Here is a 16262-nt window from a genome sequence, read left to right as displayed (position 1 = left end):
ACAGCTTCGAAGTTTTCGGGTCATTCGCTGGCAGCAGGTCGGCGACGGCCCCGTCCGGCCGATCGTGCCGCTCTCCGCGTCCAGGCTCAGTTGGCGGACCGGATCCTGATCAGCCTGGTGGATCGCGACGATCATCTAGATCCGTCTTCCGCACGTGGCTGTTGATCACCTTGGTCTGGTCGGATCTATCTCGAGCAGGGCCAGGAGTCGGGCTTGTAGTGGTGATGGTTGTGGGATGCCGGGTGGTTCGTTTGCGGTGGCTGGGATGAGACGGAGTCGGGCGAGGCTTCGAAGATCAGCCGGCCGGTGGGTTTGGCCGGTCGCTCGACGTAGAGCCCGTCGAGTGTGGTCTGTGGTGCGATGGCCAGGCGTGTCTGGCGCTCGATCAGGCAGAAGATCAGCAGGGCCAGGCAGATCACGGTGATCAGCGCGGCGATCCGCCGGTTGTTCTTGAGGAACAGCGGTGCCACGGCCAGTGGTCCCTTGATCGCGCTGTAACGGCGTTCGACGGTCTCCTGGCCCTTGTAACGGCGCAGCACCTCGGCCGCGTCGGCGTGTGCGGGGTCGAGGTTGGTCAGCAGCGCGTGCCAGCCGTCGATGGCCGCCTCTGCGGCCAGGGCCTGGTCGTCGAACGACCAGACCAAGGTGGGTTTGCCTGTGGCCGGGTCGGTGCCCACCGTGGTGCGCAGCACGCCGCTGACCCGGCTGATCGCGGCGATCCGGGCGGTGACCGACGCGGCGTCGGGGTAGTGACGGCTGCCCAGCCCGCGCGTCAGCCGCTCGAGATCATCGCGGGCTTGGTCGAGTCTGCGTTCCCGTGCGGTGACGGCGGCCTGCGCGCGGGCGGTGGAATGCACGAACACCCGTCGCAGGGTGAGGACCGGATCCTTCTTGCGCGGCGCGGCCAGCGTCATGACGTCCTCGACGACCCGCCACCGGCCGCGCTGGGCGGCGGGCTTGCCCAGATCCCGCTCGGCCACGTGGTCGACCTCGACAGCGGTGTGGATGTCCAGTGGCAAGGACATCGGCTGGCACGTAGGTCGTGGACGCGGGCGCCAGGAACGCGACGCCGGCTTCGGTCATCGCCACGAGATTGCCGTAGGACACCAGCTTGGAGTCGCCGATCAGCAGAAAGTCCCGTGGTGCGGCCATCGTCGTCAGCGCGGTCATCGTCGCGACGACCTGGGCCACTTCGCTGGCGTTGCCGTCGTAGGCGCGGTGGAACACCGGCACCGCGCCGTCCGCGGTGACAGCCAGCCCGGCCTGAACCTGTTTGAGGTCATGACGGCGGTCCTTGGGATGGCCGTACGTCAAGGCCGGATAGTCCGCGTCGAGATCCTCGAAGGCCCCGTGCAGGGAGATCGACGTCATGTCCCAATGAAGCTGCGAGACGTCCAAGCCGAACTCCGAGATCGCTTGAGCGCCAACCGATCCGACGATCGCTTCCAGCTCGGGTGCGATCGCGTCCAGCGCCCTTCCGATCCGGTCGTCGTTCAACCGCCCGGCGGCGACGCCGAAGACCTCCTCGACCGCCCACTGCTCGGCCCACTGCGTCACCCGCACCAGAGACGCCGGTGACGTGAGCCGGTTCGCGATCAACGCCTCGATCACCTGACCGTGGCTCACATACGCGAGATCACGCACCGGGCACGCACGATCGATGATCCCCGCCAGGACCAGACGACGGCAGTAATCGGCCACCACCGGCAACGCCCCCAGTGCCTTCTCCACGCTCGCCGCGACATACCGGGCCTGCCGTCCTAGGAGCTGTTTGGGGTTGGGGGTCGCTGGTCACTAGCCTGGTGAGGCCGGTGCACGAAGATCGACATGAAACCTGTCGGCTTGCGACACCGCTGTCGATCTCGGCAAGCGTCGCCTACATACTGGGTTCAGCGCAGTTCACGGGGCACGGTCGACCGTTGCGCGCAGGTCGTGCACGGTTGGGGAGGTCGCGGTGAGCCCACGTTCCGGTGGTGAGGCGGACAAGCTGGGCAACTACTACGAGAAGCTGTGGGTCGTCTGGCACCTGTTGGAGGTCATCGCCGGGAACGCGGACTCGATCACGATCGAGCCGCTCGGCGAGCTCGGCGAGGGGGCTGAGTTCGTCCTGTACCGCGGGAACGAGCAACACCTGCACCAGGTCAAGCGGCAGATCGGCAACTCGAACGAATGGTCGCTCGGCGACCTGCGGGCGAAGGGTGTTCTACGGCACGCGGCCGACCACACGAGCAAGGGCAGGAAGTTCTGGTTCGTTTCAACCGTCCCCGCGCGAGTTCTGGACGAACTGGCCGGCCGTGCACTCCGATCCGCAGACCTAACGTCTTTCACCGCTGACCTCGAGTCGAACAAGGACCTGACGAAGGCCTTCTCCAGCCTGGCAGCGGACCCAGCCTTCGGCTCTCCCTCCGCAGCGTGGCAGGCGCTGACGCTGATCCAGGTGAAGTGGCCGGACGAGACGCTGATCCGGAGCCACAACGCGATGCTCGCCGAGGTTCACCTCGCCGGCCTACCACCGGACGCAGCGGTCCTGGCACTCGGCGAGATCGCGGACACCAGCATCAGCCAGTCACTCGACATCAACGCGCTCGACCGGAAGCTCGCCGAGCACGGACTCCGGCGCACCAAGGACACCAGGCGGCAGACTGCGACCGCCGAGATCACCTCGGCACGCGAGACATGGATGGCCGGTGTCGAAGCCGAGCTCTTCGAGCCGGTCATCCCGCGATCGGTCGCGGGGTCGATCGTCGGTGCGATCGACGGCGGACGTGATGTGGTGTTCGCGGTCGGCAGTGCCGGTGGCGGCAAGTCGGCGGTGTTGCACCAGGCGGTCACATCCCTGCTGGAGTAAGGGTGGGTGGTCGCTGCGTCCCGCCTCGACCGCGTGGATCCGTTCGTGTCGACAGCGGAGCTCGGGCGGCGACTAGGTCTGAGCAGTTCACCGGTCGCCGCGCTCGCGACCTCAGCCGCAGGGCGGCGGTGCGCGCTCGTGATCGACCAGCTGGACGCGATCAGCAAAGCCTCCGGCCGATTTCCCGCCGCGATGGACGTCATCGCGTCCCTTGTCCGAGAGGCGCGAGCGTTTCCGGAGATGCGGCTGGTCTTCGCGTGCCGCAGGTTCGATCTGGACAACGACGACCGCGTCCGGCGGATCGCACATGACCAACGGACCTTGTGCGTGCCGAAAACCTCATCCATGCAGGTTAAGCGGCATAGCGATACTCATGGATGACTCCGCCGAGACGGTCCTGTCGACCTATGGTGAGGTGTTCGATCTGGGCGGGCTCAAGAGGCTGGGCCGGGCTCTCAAGGGTGCTGCGGCGGCGAGTGATCGGTGGGTTCGGTGCTTGTTGTGGTGCCGCTCGTACTCGCGCAGCGCACGTCGTAGGTGGGCCTGATTCCAGATCAGCGTGCGGTCCAGCAGTTCGGCGCGAAGTGTCTTGACCCAGCGTTCGATGATGGAGTTCATGCGGGGCATCCGGACACCGGTCGGCACCGTCGCAATCCCCACGGAACCGAGGACGTCGTCGATCAACGCGGGATGTTTGGCGTCTCGATCACGGATGAGGAACCTGATCCGCGCGACGTATCCGGTGTCCTCGAGGTCCATGAGCAAGTTGCGAATGGCCTGGGTGACCCAGGCATGGGTGGGGTGCGCGGTGGTGCCGACGATCCACACACGCCGGCTGGCGTGGTGGATGACGGCGAGAATGTACTGGCGCTGCCCGGTCAGCGTGACCGTCTCGACGAAATCCATCGCCACCCGAAGAAGATCGAGAACGTCCGAGCGGCAGAAGCTGTCCGAGCCTCTGGATGAGGACCACGGGATCGATCACGACGTCACCCGTCCTTCGTGGCGGTCGTGGCCATGGTGTGCTCGGGTTCCGGCGCGCGCGGGCGGGTGAGCATGCGCGAATGCAGAACGGGGCCCAGGATGGCCACGATCGCCGCCATGCACGCCCCGGCGATGAGATCGGCGAAGGGGCTCACGGATTGCAACGCCCACGACGTGACGACCACGAAGGCCACCAGAATCGCCTTCGCGACGGTGAATCGGAGCAATGAACCTCGCCTGCCGTCCTCCCGCAGACGCACCTTGATCAGGCGTACCCGGACGAAGTGTAGGAGCACAGGAACGACAAGGAGCACCACCGACATGACCAGGGCTCGCACCCACAGTGGCCCCAGCTGCCCGATCCAGCCGAGGCCGAAACCCAGCCCTGCCACCAGGTAACGCACACGGAGTGGGATCGCCGTCAGACGGGTGACCAATCTTGTGACGAACCCGCGATCGTTTTCGGACATAGTGGAGAACCTCTCGTTTCGACGTGGACTGATCGACGCGACAAGGTGCAGTGGTTGGAACAACGGGTGTTGCCGACGGACGAATGAGCTTCAGGGCTCAGCCGCTGATTCTCGAACCTGCCGCGATGGCCCAGAAAGGCGCGCGGTCTCTCGACCGGAAGTCCGCCGGCACGGTGCAGCCCGTCTGATCGTGTAGCTCGGCTACGGGAGGATGCGGGTGGCGGCTATCGGCGCGATGGCGTTGTCCTTGCCGCCGAGTCCCAGCTCGGTCACGGCGTCCGCGTCACCACTCGACCATGAGCTCGTGGACGCCGTAGATGTTCATGTCGTTGCGGAACCGGATCTCTTCGATCGATTCCGCGAGCCGCAGGTCCGGCAGGCGGCGCAGCAGGGTGGGCAGTGCGATCTCCAGTTCGGCGCGAGCCAGGGTCTGGCCGAGGCACTGGTGGACGCCGTAACCGAAGGCCATGTGCCCCAGCGGGAACCGGTCGATGTCGATGGTGTCGGGGTTCTCGCGGAACGCCGGGTCGCGGTTGGCGGCGGGCAGGTTCATGATCAGAGTTTCGCCGGCGCGCACGAGCGTGCCGCCGATCTCGATGTCCTCCTTGGCCACGCGGGCGACAAGGCTGTGCACGATCGTCAGGTACCGCAACAGTTCCTCGACCGCATTGGAGATCAGCCTGGGGTTGTCGGTGTCGCGGAGGCGGGCCAGGAGGTCCGGGTTCTCCAGCAGCGCCAGGGTGCCCAGGCCGATCATGTTGGCCGTGGTCTCGTGACCGGCGTTGAGCAGGATGAAGCTGTTCATGGCGATGGTCTCGCGCGACAGTTCCCCGGTCGGCAGGTACTCGTGGATCAGGCGGCTGATCAGCGCGTCGTCCGGCTCAGCCTGCTTGCGGGCCACCAGTTCGTACAGGTAGCCGAAGATCTTTCCCCTGGCCGGCTGCTTCTCCTCTTCCGTGGCGGTGCGGCTCATCAGCACACCGGTGATGTCCTGGAAGAACTGGTGGTCGGAGTACGGCACGCCGAGCAGCAGGGAGATGACCAGTGACGGGATGGGCAGCGCGTAGGCCTGCACCAGGTCGGCCGGACCGCCGCCCGCGACCATCGTGTCGATGAACTCGTTCGCCATCTTCTCGATCTCGGGGCGCAGCGCGTTGACCCGCTTGACCGTGAAGTCCTTGGTCAGCATCCGCCGCAGCACGGCATGCTCAGGATCGTCCATACGAGGAAAGAACCTGGGTGCGTTGCCGCCGTGATGCTCGTTGGCCCCGCCGGCCTGCTGCTGCGGAACCTCCGCACTGATGCGCGGGTCGGTCATCGCGAACTTGATGTCCTCGTACCGGCTCACGGCCCACACCTCATAGCCCTGCCAGTTCACCTTGCGCAGACCACCCGTCTCGCGCCACTCCTGGTAGGGAGGAGCCGGGTCGAGCGGGCAGCGGGCGTCGCGATCGGCGGGAAAGACCGGAAGTTCGCTGGTGGTCATGGAAGTCCTCCTGGAGAGTGTCAGGCCGCGGCTGCGGCGAGTGCGGAGCGCCACGAGGCGCCGGTGGCGATGAATGCGCGCCAGGCGCGCAGGACCTTGGGGGACTTGCCTGCGGCGAGCACGCCGGTCAGGCGGTCACCGGTGCGGTAGACGACGAGGAGTTGACGTGCCGCGAGATCGCTGTCCAGGACAAGGACCTCGTCGTGGTCACGGAGGTTGCCGTAGGCTTGGATCTTCACGTCGTACTGGTCGGACCAGAAGTACGGGACCGGCGCGAACGGCTTTGGCGCCTCGCGGTTGAGCAGGTTGTGGGCCACGGCCATGCCCTGCTCGGCGGCGTTGGTGCGGTGCTCGATCCTCATGTCCGTGCCGAACAACGGGTTGTGCCAGCGGGCCACGTCGCCGACTCCGTAGACGCCGGGTGCGGCGGCGCAGTACTCGTCACACACGAGTCCGTTGTGGACGGTCAGGCCACTGCCGGTCAGCCAGTCGGTGTTGGGCACCGAACCGACCGCCACCAGCACGTCGTCGGCCGGAATGTGCGTCCCGTCCGCGAGCCGGACGCCCGCGGCGGTGATCTCGGTGACCACGGCGCCGGTGTGGATCCGCACGCCGTGATCGCGGTGCAGACGGGTCAGGAACCGGCCGGCATCTTCACCCACCGCCAACGCCAGCGGGACGGGCGCCGACTCCAGCATCGTCACCTCGACTCCGAGAGCACGGGCGGTGGCGGCGACCTCCGCGCCCACGAACCCCGCGCCGACGATCACCAGCCGGCGTCCCGGCCGCAGCCTTTCCCTCAACGCCACCGCATCCGCCACGGTGCGCAACACGTGCACCCCATCCGGGCATCCCGGCAGCCTGCGGGGACGTACGCCCGTCGCGACGACCAGGGCGTCGTAGGGAACGCGGCTGTCATCGGCCAGAGTCACCACGCGCCGCGTGGTGTCCAGCCCGGTCGCCGACACGCCCAAGCGCAGATCCAGGTCGAGGTCGTCGAGAGCAGCGTCGGAGCGCAGGGCCAGCCGGTCCGGCTCCCACTGCCCGGCCAGCACCTGTTTGGACAGCGGCGGCCGGTCGTAGGGACGATCCGGCTCCTCGCCGACAAGCGTGATCACCCCCTCGAACCCCCGCCTGCGCAACGCCTCCGCCGTGCACAGCCCACCGGCCGACGCACCGACGATGACCACCCGGTTCATCGCTCGGCCAGGTGGATGGCCGCGGCCGGACACACCATCGCCGACTCGCGGACCGCGTCGTGGTGGCCGACTGCGGGCATCTCGTCCAGCAGGATCACGACGCCGTCCTCGTCACGCTGGTCGAAAACCTCCGGCGCGAGCAACACGCACTGCCCTGCGGCCACGCACTTGTCGGCCTCAACTGTCACCTTCATCTGGATCACCTCACGATCAGATCATGCATGCGACTGCAAGTTCGTCCTGTTGTCGACAGTAGCACAAGTTGCAGTTGACTGTCACTTGCTGTCAGGGCTGGGCGGGAACTGCGCCTACCGCAGACTTCTCCTTGCGGCGCTTGATAATCACGATCGTCGCGACGAGCACGAGGACCGAGCCGCCGACGATGAGAACGATGTCGCTGACGTTCTTCAGACTCGCGGCGATTCCGGCGCCGACCAGGAGGATCAGTCCTGTCGAGCAGACCGCGCCCGCCACCAACGGAGGCAGGAACGTGCCGTACGACATGCGTGCCGCGCCGGCGACGACGGGCACAACGCTGTTCACGAGCCCGGTCGGGGTCAGCCGACCGATGAACACAGCCCGGCGGCCGTGCCGTTCGAGCAGGGCCACCGCCTTGTCCCAGGCGCCGGCAGCGTATTTCCTGATGAGTTTCGTCTCGCGCACCGCAGGTCCGACGCGGCGGCCGAGCTCGAACCCGATCACGTTGCCCACGAGGGCTCCGACCGTAACCACCGCCCACAGGGCCAGGAATCCGGGCACCGATCCGACGGAGGCCGAGGCGATCATCATGGCCGCCTGCCCCGGCATGAAGAACCCGACGCCCACAGTGGACTCGGCGAGAGCGATCACTCCCGCACCGGCGACGAGTCCAGGGGCCGGCAGCGACTGCAGCCAGTCCACAATGTTCACCATCAGGTGGCACCTCTCTATGAATGGGTTCCTCGTTGCTCAATTGGCAGTATGGTGCCAGTTGCATCGAGGATGCCTCGGGGTTCACCCTGAGATCAACCCTGAGATGTCACGAGCGGTGCGACTCCCGACACGCTGAGTAGCTCAGCCAACCGCCCACAAGTGACGGGAATCCGGAGCGGATTCCCATGGCTGAGCAGGGCGAACAACGTGCGGAGGGGCCTGCGCGGCCGGATCAGGGGAGCCGGTTGTCCTGCTTCTTCACCACAGGCACGGCCGGAGGCTGGACGCTGGCCGCGGCCGGCGAGAGCCCGTCGAGGAGAAAGCCGAGGTAGCGGCGCCAGCCCTCGCTCTCGGAATCCATGCTCCAGAGCACACTGATGACCATCGCCATGATCCTTTGCAGGTCATCGGGGACGAGGTCCGCCCGCAGGAGGCGGGCCTGCTGAGCCCGCCGCGCGAGCAGGGTCAGCGTCTCGAAGAACGCGGCGGACAGTCCGGGCGAGATGTAGCCGGCATTTCTCGCGGCGGCCAGGATGTTCTGCTCGCGAGCCACGATGGCCATGGCCGCTTCGATCAACGTGGTCAAGCCACGCAGCGGGTTCTCGTCCTCGAGCGCACGTTCGGTCGCGGGTACGAGCTCCTCGGCGACAGCCTGGCCGAGAACGGCCCGAACCAGGTCACCCTTGTGCGGAAAGTGCCGGTAGAGCGTCCTGATACCCACTTCGGCGCGGCGAGCGATCTCCTCGAGCGGCACATCCGGGCCATCGTCAGCGAACGCCTCACGTGCGGCACTCACGATGCGGTGCACGTTGCGCGCGGCGTCGGACCGCAACTGGCGCTCGGTATCGGTGACCATCCCCGAAGCCTATCAACCGACATCCTTGGCTAGTTGTGCTAACTTCGCCAGCAGCAAATGTCAGTTGTGTGTCGGTTATCCGGGCTCAAGCACCCGTGAACCGCCGCACCCTCGCCACCGCAGCCGCCTGACACGCCTACGGCGTGCATGAACTCCCCTCGGATGGTGACCCGAATGCTCAGTGACTCGAGGCTCCAGCAGGAGCCGGATGTGACACTCCCCCAAGCCATGCGGCGCACGAAGCCCGCGGTGGCGTTCGGCTTCCTGACGCTGGCCGGGATGGTGTACGCGATGCTGCAGTCGCTCATCGCCCCCGCCCTGCCGATCATCGCCGTCGAGTTGAACACGTCGACCGCGGACATCAGCTGGCTCGTGACCGCCTACCTGCTGGCCAGCGCCGTCGCGACTCCGATCGCGGGCCGGCTCGGCGACATGTTCGGCCGGCGCAGGGTGCTGCTGATCGCCCTCGGCGTGCTCGCCTGCGGCGCCCTGGTCGCCGCGCTGGCCGGCAACTTCGTCGTACTGATCATCGGCCGGGTCCTGCAGGGGGCGGGGGGTTCGATCCTGCCACTGGCGTTCGGCATCGTCCGCGACGTCCTGCCGGCCAAACGACTCGGCGTGGCCGTCGGGGTGCTGTCGGCGTTGCTCGGGGCAGGCGGTGCCCTCGGCACGGCGCTGGCCGGACCGATCGTGTCCGCCCTGTCGTGGCACTGGCTGTTCTGGATCCCGCTGATCATGATCGTGCTCGCCACCGTGGGCATCGCTGTCGGGGTGCCGGAATCCCCGGTCCGCGCGCGCGGCCGGATCGACGTGCCCGGTGCGCTGCTGCTGTCCGCCGGGTTGGTGTGCCTGCTGCTGGCGCTCAGCAAGGGCGGTGGCTGGGGCTGGGGCAGCGGCGTGACACTCGCATTGCTCGGCGGGACGGTTGTCTCGCTCGCCGCGTGGGTGGTGGTCGAACTGCGCGTCCGCACTCCGCTGGTCGACATGCGCATGATCGCCAACCGGGGCGTGTGGACCACGCTCATCACCGGTATCGCTTTCGGTGTGGGGTTGTTCGGCTCCTTCCTACTCGTGCCGTTGCTGCTCCAACTGCCGGTCTCGACCGGCTACGGCCTCGGCAAGTCCGTCAGCGAGGCCGGGCTCTACCTGCTGCCCTCGGCCGTGGCGATGATCATCTTCGCGCCGCTGTCCGGCACACTGGATCGCCACTTCGGCGCGAAACTCCCGTTGGTGCTGGGCGTTCTCATGGCCGGGGCGTCCTTCGTCCTGCTCGCCGTCGCGCACGAGGCGGCGTGGCAGATGCTGATCTCGTCCACAGTCATGGGCGTCGGCCTCGGCCTGGCATCCGCCGCCATGACGAACGCGATCATCGCCACCGTCCCACCAGCCCAGACCAGCGTGGCCACCAGCCTCAACACCCTCGCCCGCACCATTGGCGGTAGCATCGGCACCGCCGTACTCGCCGCGATCGTCTCCGCCACCAGCACCACCGAACACATCCCCAGCGAGAGCGGCTTCACCGCCAGTTTCTGGATCTGCGCCGGCACGCTCGGCGTCGGTGTCCTCGCCTCTCTGCTGCTCCCCAGCGGCCGGAGCCGTCGAGCCGTTCAGGCCGCCGACTCGGACTCGGGAAACGAGTCTCGGTCATGACGGAGTGGCGGTGCGATCGGAATGCCGCGCCGGCCTGTCACATGTGCCCGCGTGCAGCACCGAAGTACCGAAGTACCGATGCGGGACGTTGCACGCCCGGCACCCTGGCTCGCCGTTGATCAGGCCGCTCCCGATGAGCACCAGCACGTCCCGTTCCCGTCCGGTGAGCTCGTCGAGCGGGCAGGTGTCCGGCGGCCCGAACAGGAATCTGTCGAGCAGTCGCCTGGTCACCGACGGGGACACGATCGCGTCGCCCTGGAGCACGCCGCGGATCGCGACGAGCAGCTCGTCGGCTGGGGCGTCCTTGACCACGAACCCGCAGGCGGCCGGAGTGCGATGGTCTGCTCGACCGCTGCGGCGCCGTCTGCCGCCTCGCCGGCGACCGTGAGGTCGTCGTGGGTCCACGATCATCCGCAGTCCGGCGCGTGCCAGCTCCTGGTCGTCGCAGACCAGTACGCAGGTCGTCACGGCGCCGCCCGCAAGGTTGCCGCCAGCCGGAACCCGCCGTCCGGTGTCGGACCGGTGTGCAGGGTGCCGTTGAACATCTCCACCCGCTGTGCCACGCCGGCCAGCCCTCGCCCCGACGAGGGCAGTGTCGGCCCCCGCCCGGTCCCGGCACTGTTCACCACTTCGATGTGGACGTCGTCGCCGACGTCGACCAGCACGTTCGTCTCGGCATCCGGCGGCGCGTGCTTGAGCACGTTGGTAAGGCCTTCCTGCACGATCCGATAAGTCTGGAGCGCCGCACTCGCGGGCAGTGTGCTGCCGTCACCTCGGACCTCCAGCAGGACCGGCAATCGGCCGACGCTCGATCGCGCGACCAGTTCGGCCAGATCGCCGACGCCGAGCTGCGGTTCGACGCCGTGCAACACCTGGAGCAGGCGGCGCAGTTCCCCGATGGCTCCGCGACCGGTACCGCCGATGGCCTCCAGGGCCTTCACCGCTCGCTCGGGGTCCTGGCGGGCGATCATCTTCGCGCCTTCGGCCTGCAGGACCATCACGCTCACGGTGTGGGCCAGAATGTCGTGCAGCTCGCGCGCGACCCGGGACCTGTCCTCGGCGAGCACGCGTCGTTCGATCTCCGCGGCGAAGGCGCGTCTGCTGCTGACGAACTCGCCCAGTGCCCACGCCGCGAGGTGGATCGGCAGGAGGACCACTATCGCGGCCAGCGGGCTGAACTCGGTACCCGCCGACCAGACGAAACCCGCCACCACGTCCAGGATCACGATGCCGACCGCGGTGACCGCCGCCGCCCGGCGTTTGCCCCGCACGACGAGCGTGTAGAGCATGATCGCCATCGCGATCTCGCCGGGAACGCCGTCGTAAGTCCGCGTCCAGTGCTGCACGGCGACCACGGTGAGCACGACGAGTGTGGCCAGTTCCGGATGACGGCGCCGCCACAGCAGCGCCAGCACGATCACGGCGAGCATCAACGCCTGCGCCCACACCGGCCGGTCCGACCAGTTCCGCAACAGCGGCAGAAGCAGCAGGTAGCCGTAGAGAGGGAGGTCCGCGAGCCACGGATGGTCGCGCAGCCATTGGTACAGGCGGTGCACCGCCTGAATATAGAGGCCACCGGCCGATACCGCGTCCTACTGCGGTAGCGCCGTTCTCCTACTGGGAGAGGAGATGGTGCGACTCCAAAGTGGACGCGTGGCGTGGTCCGCCTTTTTAGCGTCGGGACCATGTCCATCGCCAGAGAGTTCCTGCGCCGCCCAGGCCACACCGGCGCGATCGCGACCGGCTCGCGGCGCCTCGCCGTGGTCGCGGGAGTCGGGGTGGAGCGCGCGGAGCACGTCGTCGAACTCGGGCCCGGCACGGGAGTGTTCGCCGACCGAGCGGTCGTGATTCCGTGACGACTCCGGTGTCGATCAGCGACAGAGTGCTGGCCTGGGTCGCACGGCGATCGGTGACGCAATGGGCGCTCGGCAGACTCGGTTCACGTTCGCTGTCGCTGCTCCCCGCTCGCGTGCTGCTCCCGCTCAAGCGGGACGGGCTGGTGCCGGTCGCCGAGTTGGAGCAGCTGAGGCAGTCCGGTGCGGTGCACCGCGTGCAGATACCTTTCGGCGTCCGCATGTGGTTGGTCACCGGCCGCCCGGAAGCCGAAACGGTGCTCGCTGACACCAACGCGTTCAGCAACGACTACCGGCGCCTCGCCGCCGCCATCGGCCACGCCGAGCCTTCACCCGGCGGGCTCGGCTTCACCGACCCGCCGGACCACACGAGACTGCGCAAGCTGCTCACACCCGAGTTCACCATGCGCAGGCTGTCCCGGCTTGTGCCGCGTATCAACGAGATCGTGGCCGAGCGCCTTGACGCGATCGCGGCAGCATCCGGCCCAGTGGATCTGGTCGAGGAGTTCGCACTGCCGATCCCCTCACTGACCATCTGCGAACTGCTCGGCGTGCCCTACGAGGACCACGATCACTTCCAGAAGCTGGCCGCCGCCCGGTTCGACCTCGTCGGAGGCGCGAGCCAGGCGCTGGATGCGGTCTCGGAATCGTTGAGCTACCTGCGGAAGGTCGTGGAGCGCGAGCGCCGCTCCCCTGGTGACGGTCTCATCGGCGCGATCATCCGCAAGCACGGCGACGACGTGAGCGACGAGGAACTGGCAGGTCTTGCCGACGGTGTACTCACCGGCGGCTTCGACACCACCGCATCAATCCTCGCACTCGGCGCCATCGTGCTGCTGCGCGACGAACACGCCTGGGCGTCCATGCAAAACGACGCCGAGGCCGGCCCGTTGGTGGAAGAGCTGCTGAGGCACCTGAGCGTGGTGCAGGTGGCGTTCCCGCGCTTCGCCCGCCACTCGACACGGATCGGCGACCAGCAGATCGAGGAAGGCGATGTGGTCGTGGTATCGCTCTCAGCGGCCAACCGCGCGCACGCGGCCGATTTCGACCATGCCCGCCCCGCCAGTACACACTTGGCCTTCGGCCACGGCGCGCACCGCTGCATCGGGGCGGAGCTGGCACGAATGGAGCTTCGCGCGGCCTACCCCGCCCTGCTCCGCCGCTTTCCCGACATGCGCCTGGCCGAAGCGCATCCCGCGTTCCGGACGACCTCGATCGTGCACGGCGTGAACAGCCTGCTCGTCCACACGAGCTGAGCATCGGCGCGGCCGTTCACGCCGTCCCGACGGAGATCGACGCGAGAGCGCGGTGGATGAGAGCGGGCAGGTCGCCTCCGTGCCGGATCCAGTCGTCGAGCGAAATGCGGACCGAGGCCATTGCGAGTGCGGCGAGCAGGTGTGGTCGTGGGTCGCGTTCGGTGACGTCGGGGATGCGTGGGACGAGCAGTTCGGCGATGGCGTGCTCGTAGCGTTGGTAGGCCTGCGCGGTCCAGGCGCCGAGGGCCGGTGATCCGCGGGTGAGCACGGCCAGTTCCCGGATCTGGCTGACATATGCGGGGAACTCCCCTGCGAGTTCGCCGAAGGCGCTCACCACGGCCTCTTTCGCGGGCAGGTGATCGGGCTGACGGGCGATCGCCTCGGTGACCAGGGTGAGCCAGGGGCCGGTGACCCCTTCGGCGACAGCGCTTTCCTTGGTGTCGAAGTAGCGGAAGAACGTCGCGCGCGCGACTTCGGCGTCCCGCGCGATCTGATCGACCGTGGTGTTGCCGACCCCCTGTGCGCCGGCGAGCCGTGCCGCGGAGGCGGCGATGCGCGTATGCGTCGCCCGCCTCTTGCGGACGGCGAGGCCGTCCGCTTCACTATGAGACATAGTCTCATTCTGGACTAAGTCTCATCGAGCGGCAAAGGGGCTCTCATGGGAGTGAACCAGCGGCAGCAGATCGTGATGTCCGCCGACGAGATCGCCCGGTTCCTGAACGAACAGCGCGTCGCCACGCTCGCCACGATCGCTCCTTCCGGCCAGCCCCATCTCGTCGCCATGTGGTACGCGGTGATCGACGGGGTGGTGTGGTTCGAGACCAAGGCCAAGTCGCAGAAGGCCGTGAACCTCCGCCGGGACAACAGGGTCACCGTGATGGTCGAGACCGGCCACACCTACGACACGTTGCGCGGTGTCTCGCTCGAAGGGCGAGCCACGATCGTTGACGACCCGGACGCGTTGTGGGCGGTCGGTGTGAGCGTGTGGGAGCGCTACAACGGGCCCTACACCGAGGAAGTCCGGCCGATGGTGGAGTTCATGCTCGCCAAGAGGGTCGCCGTGCGGGTCGACGTCACGCACACCCGGTCGTGGGATCACCGCAAGCTCGGCCTGCCCGCTCTTCCGCTCGGTGGCAGCACCGCCGCCCACCTGTGAGGGGCAGGACGATGGAATTCAACCTGGCCGACCTGTTCGAGCACGTCGTCGACGCGGTCCCCGAGCGGAATGCCCTGTACGTCGAGGGACGGACCCTGACCTATCGGGAACTCGACCGGCGCGCCAACCGGCTCGCCCACCACTTCACCGCGGCTGGCATCGGCGCCGGCGACCACGTCGGCTGCCACCTGATGAACGGCGCCGAGTACCTGGAAACCATGCTCGCGCTGCTCAAGATCCGCGCGGTGCCCATCAACGTGAACTACCGGTACGTCCGCGACGAGTTGCGTTACCTGTACGACAACGCCGATCTCGTGGGATTGGTGTACGACACCGAGTTCGCCGACCGGGTGGCCGCCGTTGCGCCGGACGTGCCAAAGCTGCGGCATCTGCTTGCCGTTGGTCCCGATGCCGAACGCCCTCCCGGCGCCCTTCGGTACGAGGACGCGCTGGCCGCTCAACCCGATGACCGCGCGGGTTTTCCCGAGCGCTCCGCCGACGATCTGATGATCATCTACACCGGCGGCACCACCGGCATGCCCAAGGGCGTCGTGTGGCGGCACGAGGATCTGCTCTTCGGCGGCATGAGCAGCGGCGTGCCACCGCTGGCGAAACCTGAGGACGCCGGTCCTCGCGCGGCGGCCACCACTCCCCTGGTGATGTTCGCCGCGCCACCGCTGATGCACGGCACCGCTGTCCTCGCCACGTTCATCACCTTCCTGGCCGGCGGCAAGGTCTGCCTCGTCCGCAAGTACTCCGGCGCCGGAGCGGTCCGCGTCATCGCGGAGCAGGACTGCCAGACCATGATGATCGTCGGCGACGCGATGGCCATGCCGCTCATCGAAGCCCTCGACGACCGACCCCAGGCCTTGCCGTCACTGCACATCATCGTCAGCGCCGGCGCGTTGCTCACCCAGCCCGTCCGCGACCGGCTGCACGCTCACCTGTCCGAGCTGTACATAGTGGACAGTTTCGGATCCACGGAGACCGGGCACAGCGGAGTCGGGGTGGACCGGAGTCTGCGCTTCACCGTCAACGACGCCACCACGGTCCTCGATGACACCCTCAGGCCGGTCACGCCCGGCAGTGACGTGGTGGGCCAGGTCGCTCGACGCGGCCACATCGCACTGGGCTACTACGGCGATCCCGGCAAGACGTCCCGTACCTTCGTCGAGATCGACGGCGTCCGCTGGGTCCTGTCCGGCGATCTGGCCACTGTGGACAGCGACCGCACCGTCCACTTCCTCGGACGTGGCTCCATCTGCATCAACTCCGGCGGCGAGAAGATCTATCCGGAAGAGGTCGAAGCCGCACTCAAGACCCACCCCGCGATCGTCGATGCCGTCGTCGCCGGAATCCCGGACCCTCGATGGGGACAGAAAGTCGCCGCAGTGCTCCAGCTACACCCCACCGCGACGACCCCGACCCTGCGGGAACTCGAAACCCACCTCGCCCCCATGATCGCGCGCTACAAACTCCCCCGCCTCACCCACGTCGTCCCCCGCATCCAACGGTCCCCGGCAGGCAAACCGGACTACCGGTGGGCCGCCGAAACCCTCGCCCAGGCCGCCCGTCCGGCGCTCTGAACAGCT

General features: G+C 67.7%; 18 protein-coding genes and 1 pseudogene. 7 read left to right on the top strand and 12 right to left on the bottom strand.

All coding sequences use genetic code 11. From position 1 onward, the window contains the following. Positions 1-185: 185 nt before the first annotated feature. Positions 186-1025: an IS1634 family transposase gene (locus B0F77_RS49780; protein ID WP_245848245.1), complete on the bottom strand. Its 840-nt coding sequence runs from the start codon at positions 1023-1025 to the stop codon at positions 186-188. Between the two features lie 49 nt (positions 1026-1074). Continuing rightward, positions 1075-1701: pseudogene (locus B0F77_RS49020) on the bottom strand (IS1634 family transposase); the annotation flags it as partial. A 253-nt stretch (positions 1702-1954) separates the two neighbouring features. Between B0F77_RS49020 and B0F77_RS15945 the strand changes: the two are divergent. Both B0F77_RS15945 and B0F77_RS47145 read left to right on the top strand, forming a co-directional pair. Then, complete coding sequence (locus B0F77_RS15945) at positions 1955-2848, top strand: hypothetical protein (RefSeq protein ID WP_086663664.1); 894 nt, start codon at positions 1955-1957, stop codon at positions 2846-2848. A 138-nt stretch (positions 2849-2986) separates the two neighbouring features. Then, positions 2987-3229, top strand: coding sequence for a hypothetical protein (locus B0F77_RS47145; protein WP_143466752.1), 243 nt, complete (start codon positions 2987-2989; stop codon positions 3227-3229). Between the two features lie 24 nt (positions 3230-3253). On the opposite strand, the gene B0F77_RS47140 is transcribed toward B0F77_RS47145, so the two are convergent. From B0F77_RS47140 to B0F77_RS15910, 7 genes are all read right to left on the bottom strand, one after another. Beyond that, positions 3254-3754, bottom strand: coding sequence for an integrase core domain-containing protein (locus B0F77_RS47140; protein ID WP_245848242.1), 501 nt, complete (start codon positions 3752-3754; stop codon positions 3254-3256). Positions 3755-3837: 83 nt separating this feature from the next. Next, entirely contained in the window at positions 3838-4302 is a 465-nt protein-coding gene (locus B0F77_RS15935; RefSeq protein ID WP_086663663.1) for a hypothetical protein, read from the bottom strand. Positions 4303-4585: 283 nt separating this feature from the next. After that, positions 4586-5788: a cytochrome P450 gene (locus B0F77_RS15930; protein WP_086663662.1), complete on the bottom strand. Its 1203-nt coding sequence runs from the start codon at positions 5786-5788 to the stop codon at positions 4586-4588. A gap of 20 nt (positions 5789-5808) precedes the next feature. Continuing rightward, positions 5809-6987 carry an NAD(P)/FAD-dependent oxidoreductase gene (locus B0F77_RS15925; protein ID WP_086663661.1) on the bottom strand — a complete coding sequence of 393 codons (1179 nt, stop codon included), beginning with the start codon at positions 6985-6987 and terminating at the stop codon, positions 5809-5811. Continuing rightward, entirely contained in the window at positions 6984-7181 is a 198-nt protein-coding gene (locus B0F77_RS15920) for a ferredoxin (RefSeq protein ID WP_086663712.1), read from the bottom strand. Before B0F77_RS15920 ends, B0F77_RS15925 begins: the two co-directional genes overlap by 4 nt. Positions 7182-7272: 91 nt before the next feature. Next, positions 7273-7899 carry a DedA family protein gene (locus B0F77_RS15915; protein ID WP_086663660.1) on the bottom strand — a complete coding sequence of 209 codons (627 nt, stop codon included), beginning with the start codon at positions 7897-7899 and terminating at the stop codon, positions 7273-7275. 232 nt (positions 7900-8131) lie between these two features. Then, positions 8132-8755, bottom strand: a complete 624-nt coding sequence (locus tag B0F77_RS15910; RefSeq protein ID WP_086663659.1) for a TetR/AcrR family transcriptional regulator — start codon at positions 8753-8755, stop codon at positions 8132-8134. A gap of 210 nt (positions 8756-8965) precedes the next feature. Between B0F77_RS15910 and B0F77_RS15905 the strand changes: the two genes are divergently transcribed. Continuing rightward, positions 8966-10405, top strand: a complete 1440-nt coding sequence (locus tag B0F77_RS15905; RefSeq protein WP_158102707.1) for an MFS transporter — start codon at positions 8966-8968, stop codon at positions 10403-10405. Here the strand turns inward: B0F77_RS15905 and B0F77_RS50710 are convergent. Together B0F77_RS50710 and B0F77_RS15895 are read right to left on the bottom strand one after the other, a co-directional pair. Further along, a complete protein-coding gene (locus B0F77_RS50710) occupies positions 10400-10873 on the bottom strand; it encodes a response regulator transcription factor (protein ID WP_143466751.1) in 474 nt (157 codons plus the stop codon). The two genes, B0F77_RS15905 and B0F77_RS50710, sit on opposite strands and share 6 nt — an antisense overlap. Further along, positions 10870-11961, bottom strand: coding sequence for a sensor histidine kinase (locus B0F77_RS15895; RefSeq protein WP_086663656.1), 1092 nt, complete (start codon positions 11959-11961; stop codon positions 10870-10872). Before B0F77_RS15895 ends, B0F77_RS50710 begins: the two co-directional genes overlap by 4 nt. A gap of 129 nt (positions 11962-12090) precedes the next feature. Between B0F77_RS15895 and B0F77_RS15890 the strand changes: the two genes are divergently transcribed. Together B0F77_RS15890 and B0F77_RS15885 are read left to right on the top strand one after the other, a co-directional pair. Further along, positions 12091-12261 carry a hypothetical protein gene (locus tag B0F77_RS15890; RefSeq protein WP_245848238.1) on the top strand — a complete coding sequence of 57 codons (171 nt, stop codon included), beginning with the start codon at positions 12091-12093 and terminating at the stop codon, positions 12259-12261. After that, the gene (locus B0F77_RS15885; RefSeq protein WP_086663655.1) at positions 12258-13514 is read left to right on the top strand and encodes a cytochrome P450; all 1257 of its coding nucleotides are present in this window, start codon (positions 12258-12260) and stop codon (positions 13512-13514) included. The genes B0F77_RS15890 and B0F77_RS15885 overlap by 4 nt, the downstream gene beginning before the upstream one ends. Before the next feature lie 16 nt (positions 13515-13530). Here B0F77_RS15885 and B0F77_RS15880 read toward each other — a convergent pair whose 3' ends face one another. After that, on the bottom strand, positions 13531-14127 hold the full coding sequence (locus tag B0F77_RS15880) for a TetR family transcriptional regulator (RefSeq protein WP_086663654.1): 597 nt from the start codon (positions 14125-14127) through the stop codon (positions 13531-13533). A 45-nt stretch (positions 14128-14172) separates the two neighbouring features. Between B0F77_RS15880 and B0F77_RS15875 the strand changes: the two genes are divergently transcribed. Together B0F77_RS15875 and B0F77_RS15870 are read left to right on the top strand one after the other, a co-directional pair. Then, positions 14173-14670 carry a pyridoxamine 5'-phosphate oxidase family protein gene (locus B0F77_RS15875; RefSeq protein WP_086663653.1) on the top strand — a complete coding sequence of 166 codons (498 nt, stop codon included), beginning with the start codon at positions 14173-14175 and terminating at the stop codon, positions 14668-14670. 11 nt (positions 14671-14681) lie between these two features. Further along, the gene (locus tag B0F77_RS15870) at positions 14682-16256 is read left to right on the top strand and encodes an acyl-CoA synthetase (RefSeq protein ID WP_086663652.1); all 1575 of its coding nucleotides are present in this window, start codon (positions 14682-14684) and stop codon (positions 16254-16256) included. Positions 16257-16262: the final 6 nt, after the last annotated feature.

The sequence above is a fragment of the Lentzea kentuckyensis genome (genome assembly GCF_002150765.1).
GTDB lineage: Bacteria > Actinomycetota > Actinomycetes > Mycobacteriales > Pseudonocardiaceae > Lentzea > Lentzea kentuckyensis.
The sequence above is the reverse complement of the archived record's forward strand: the minus strand, read 5'-3'. Positions and strand labels throughout refer to the sequence as shown.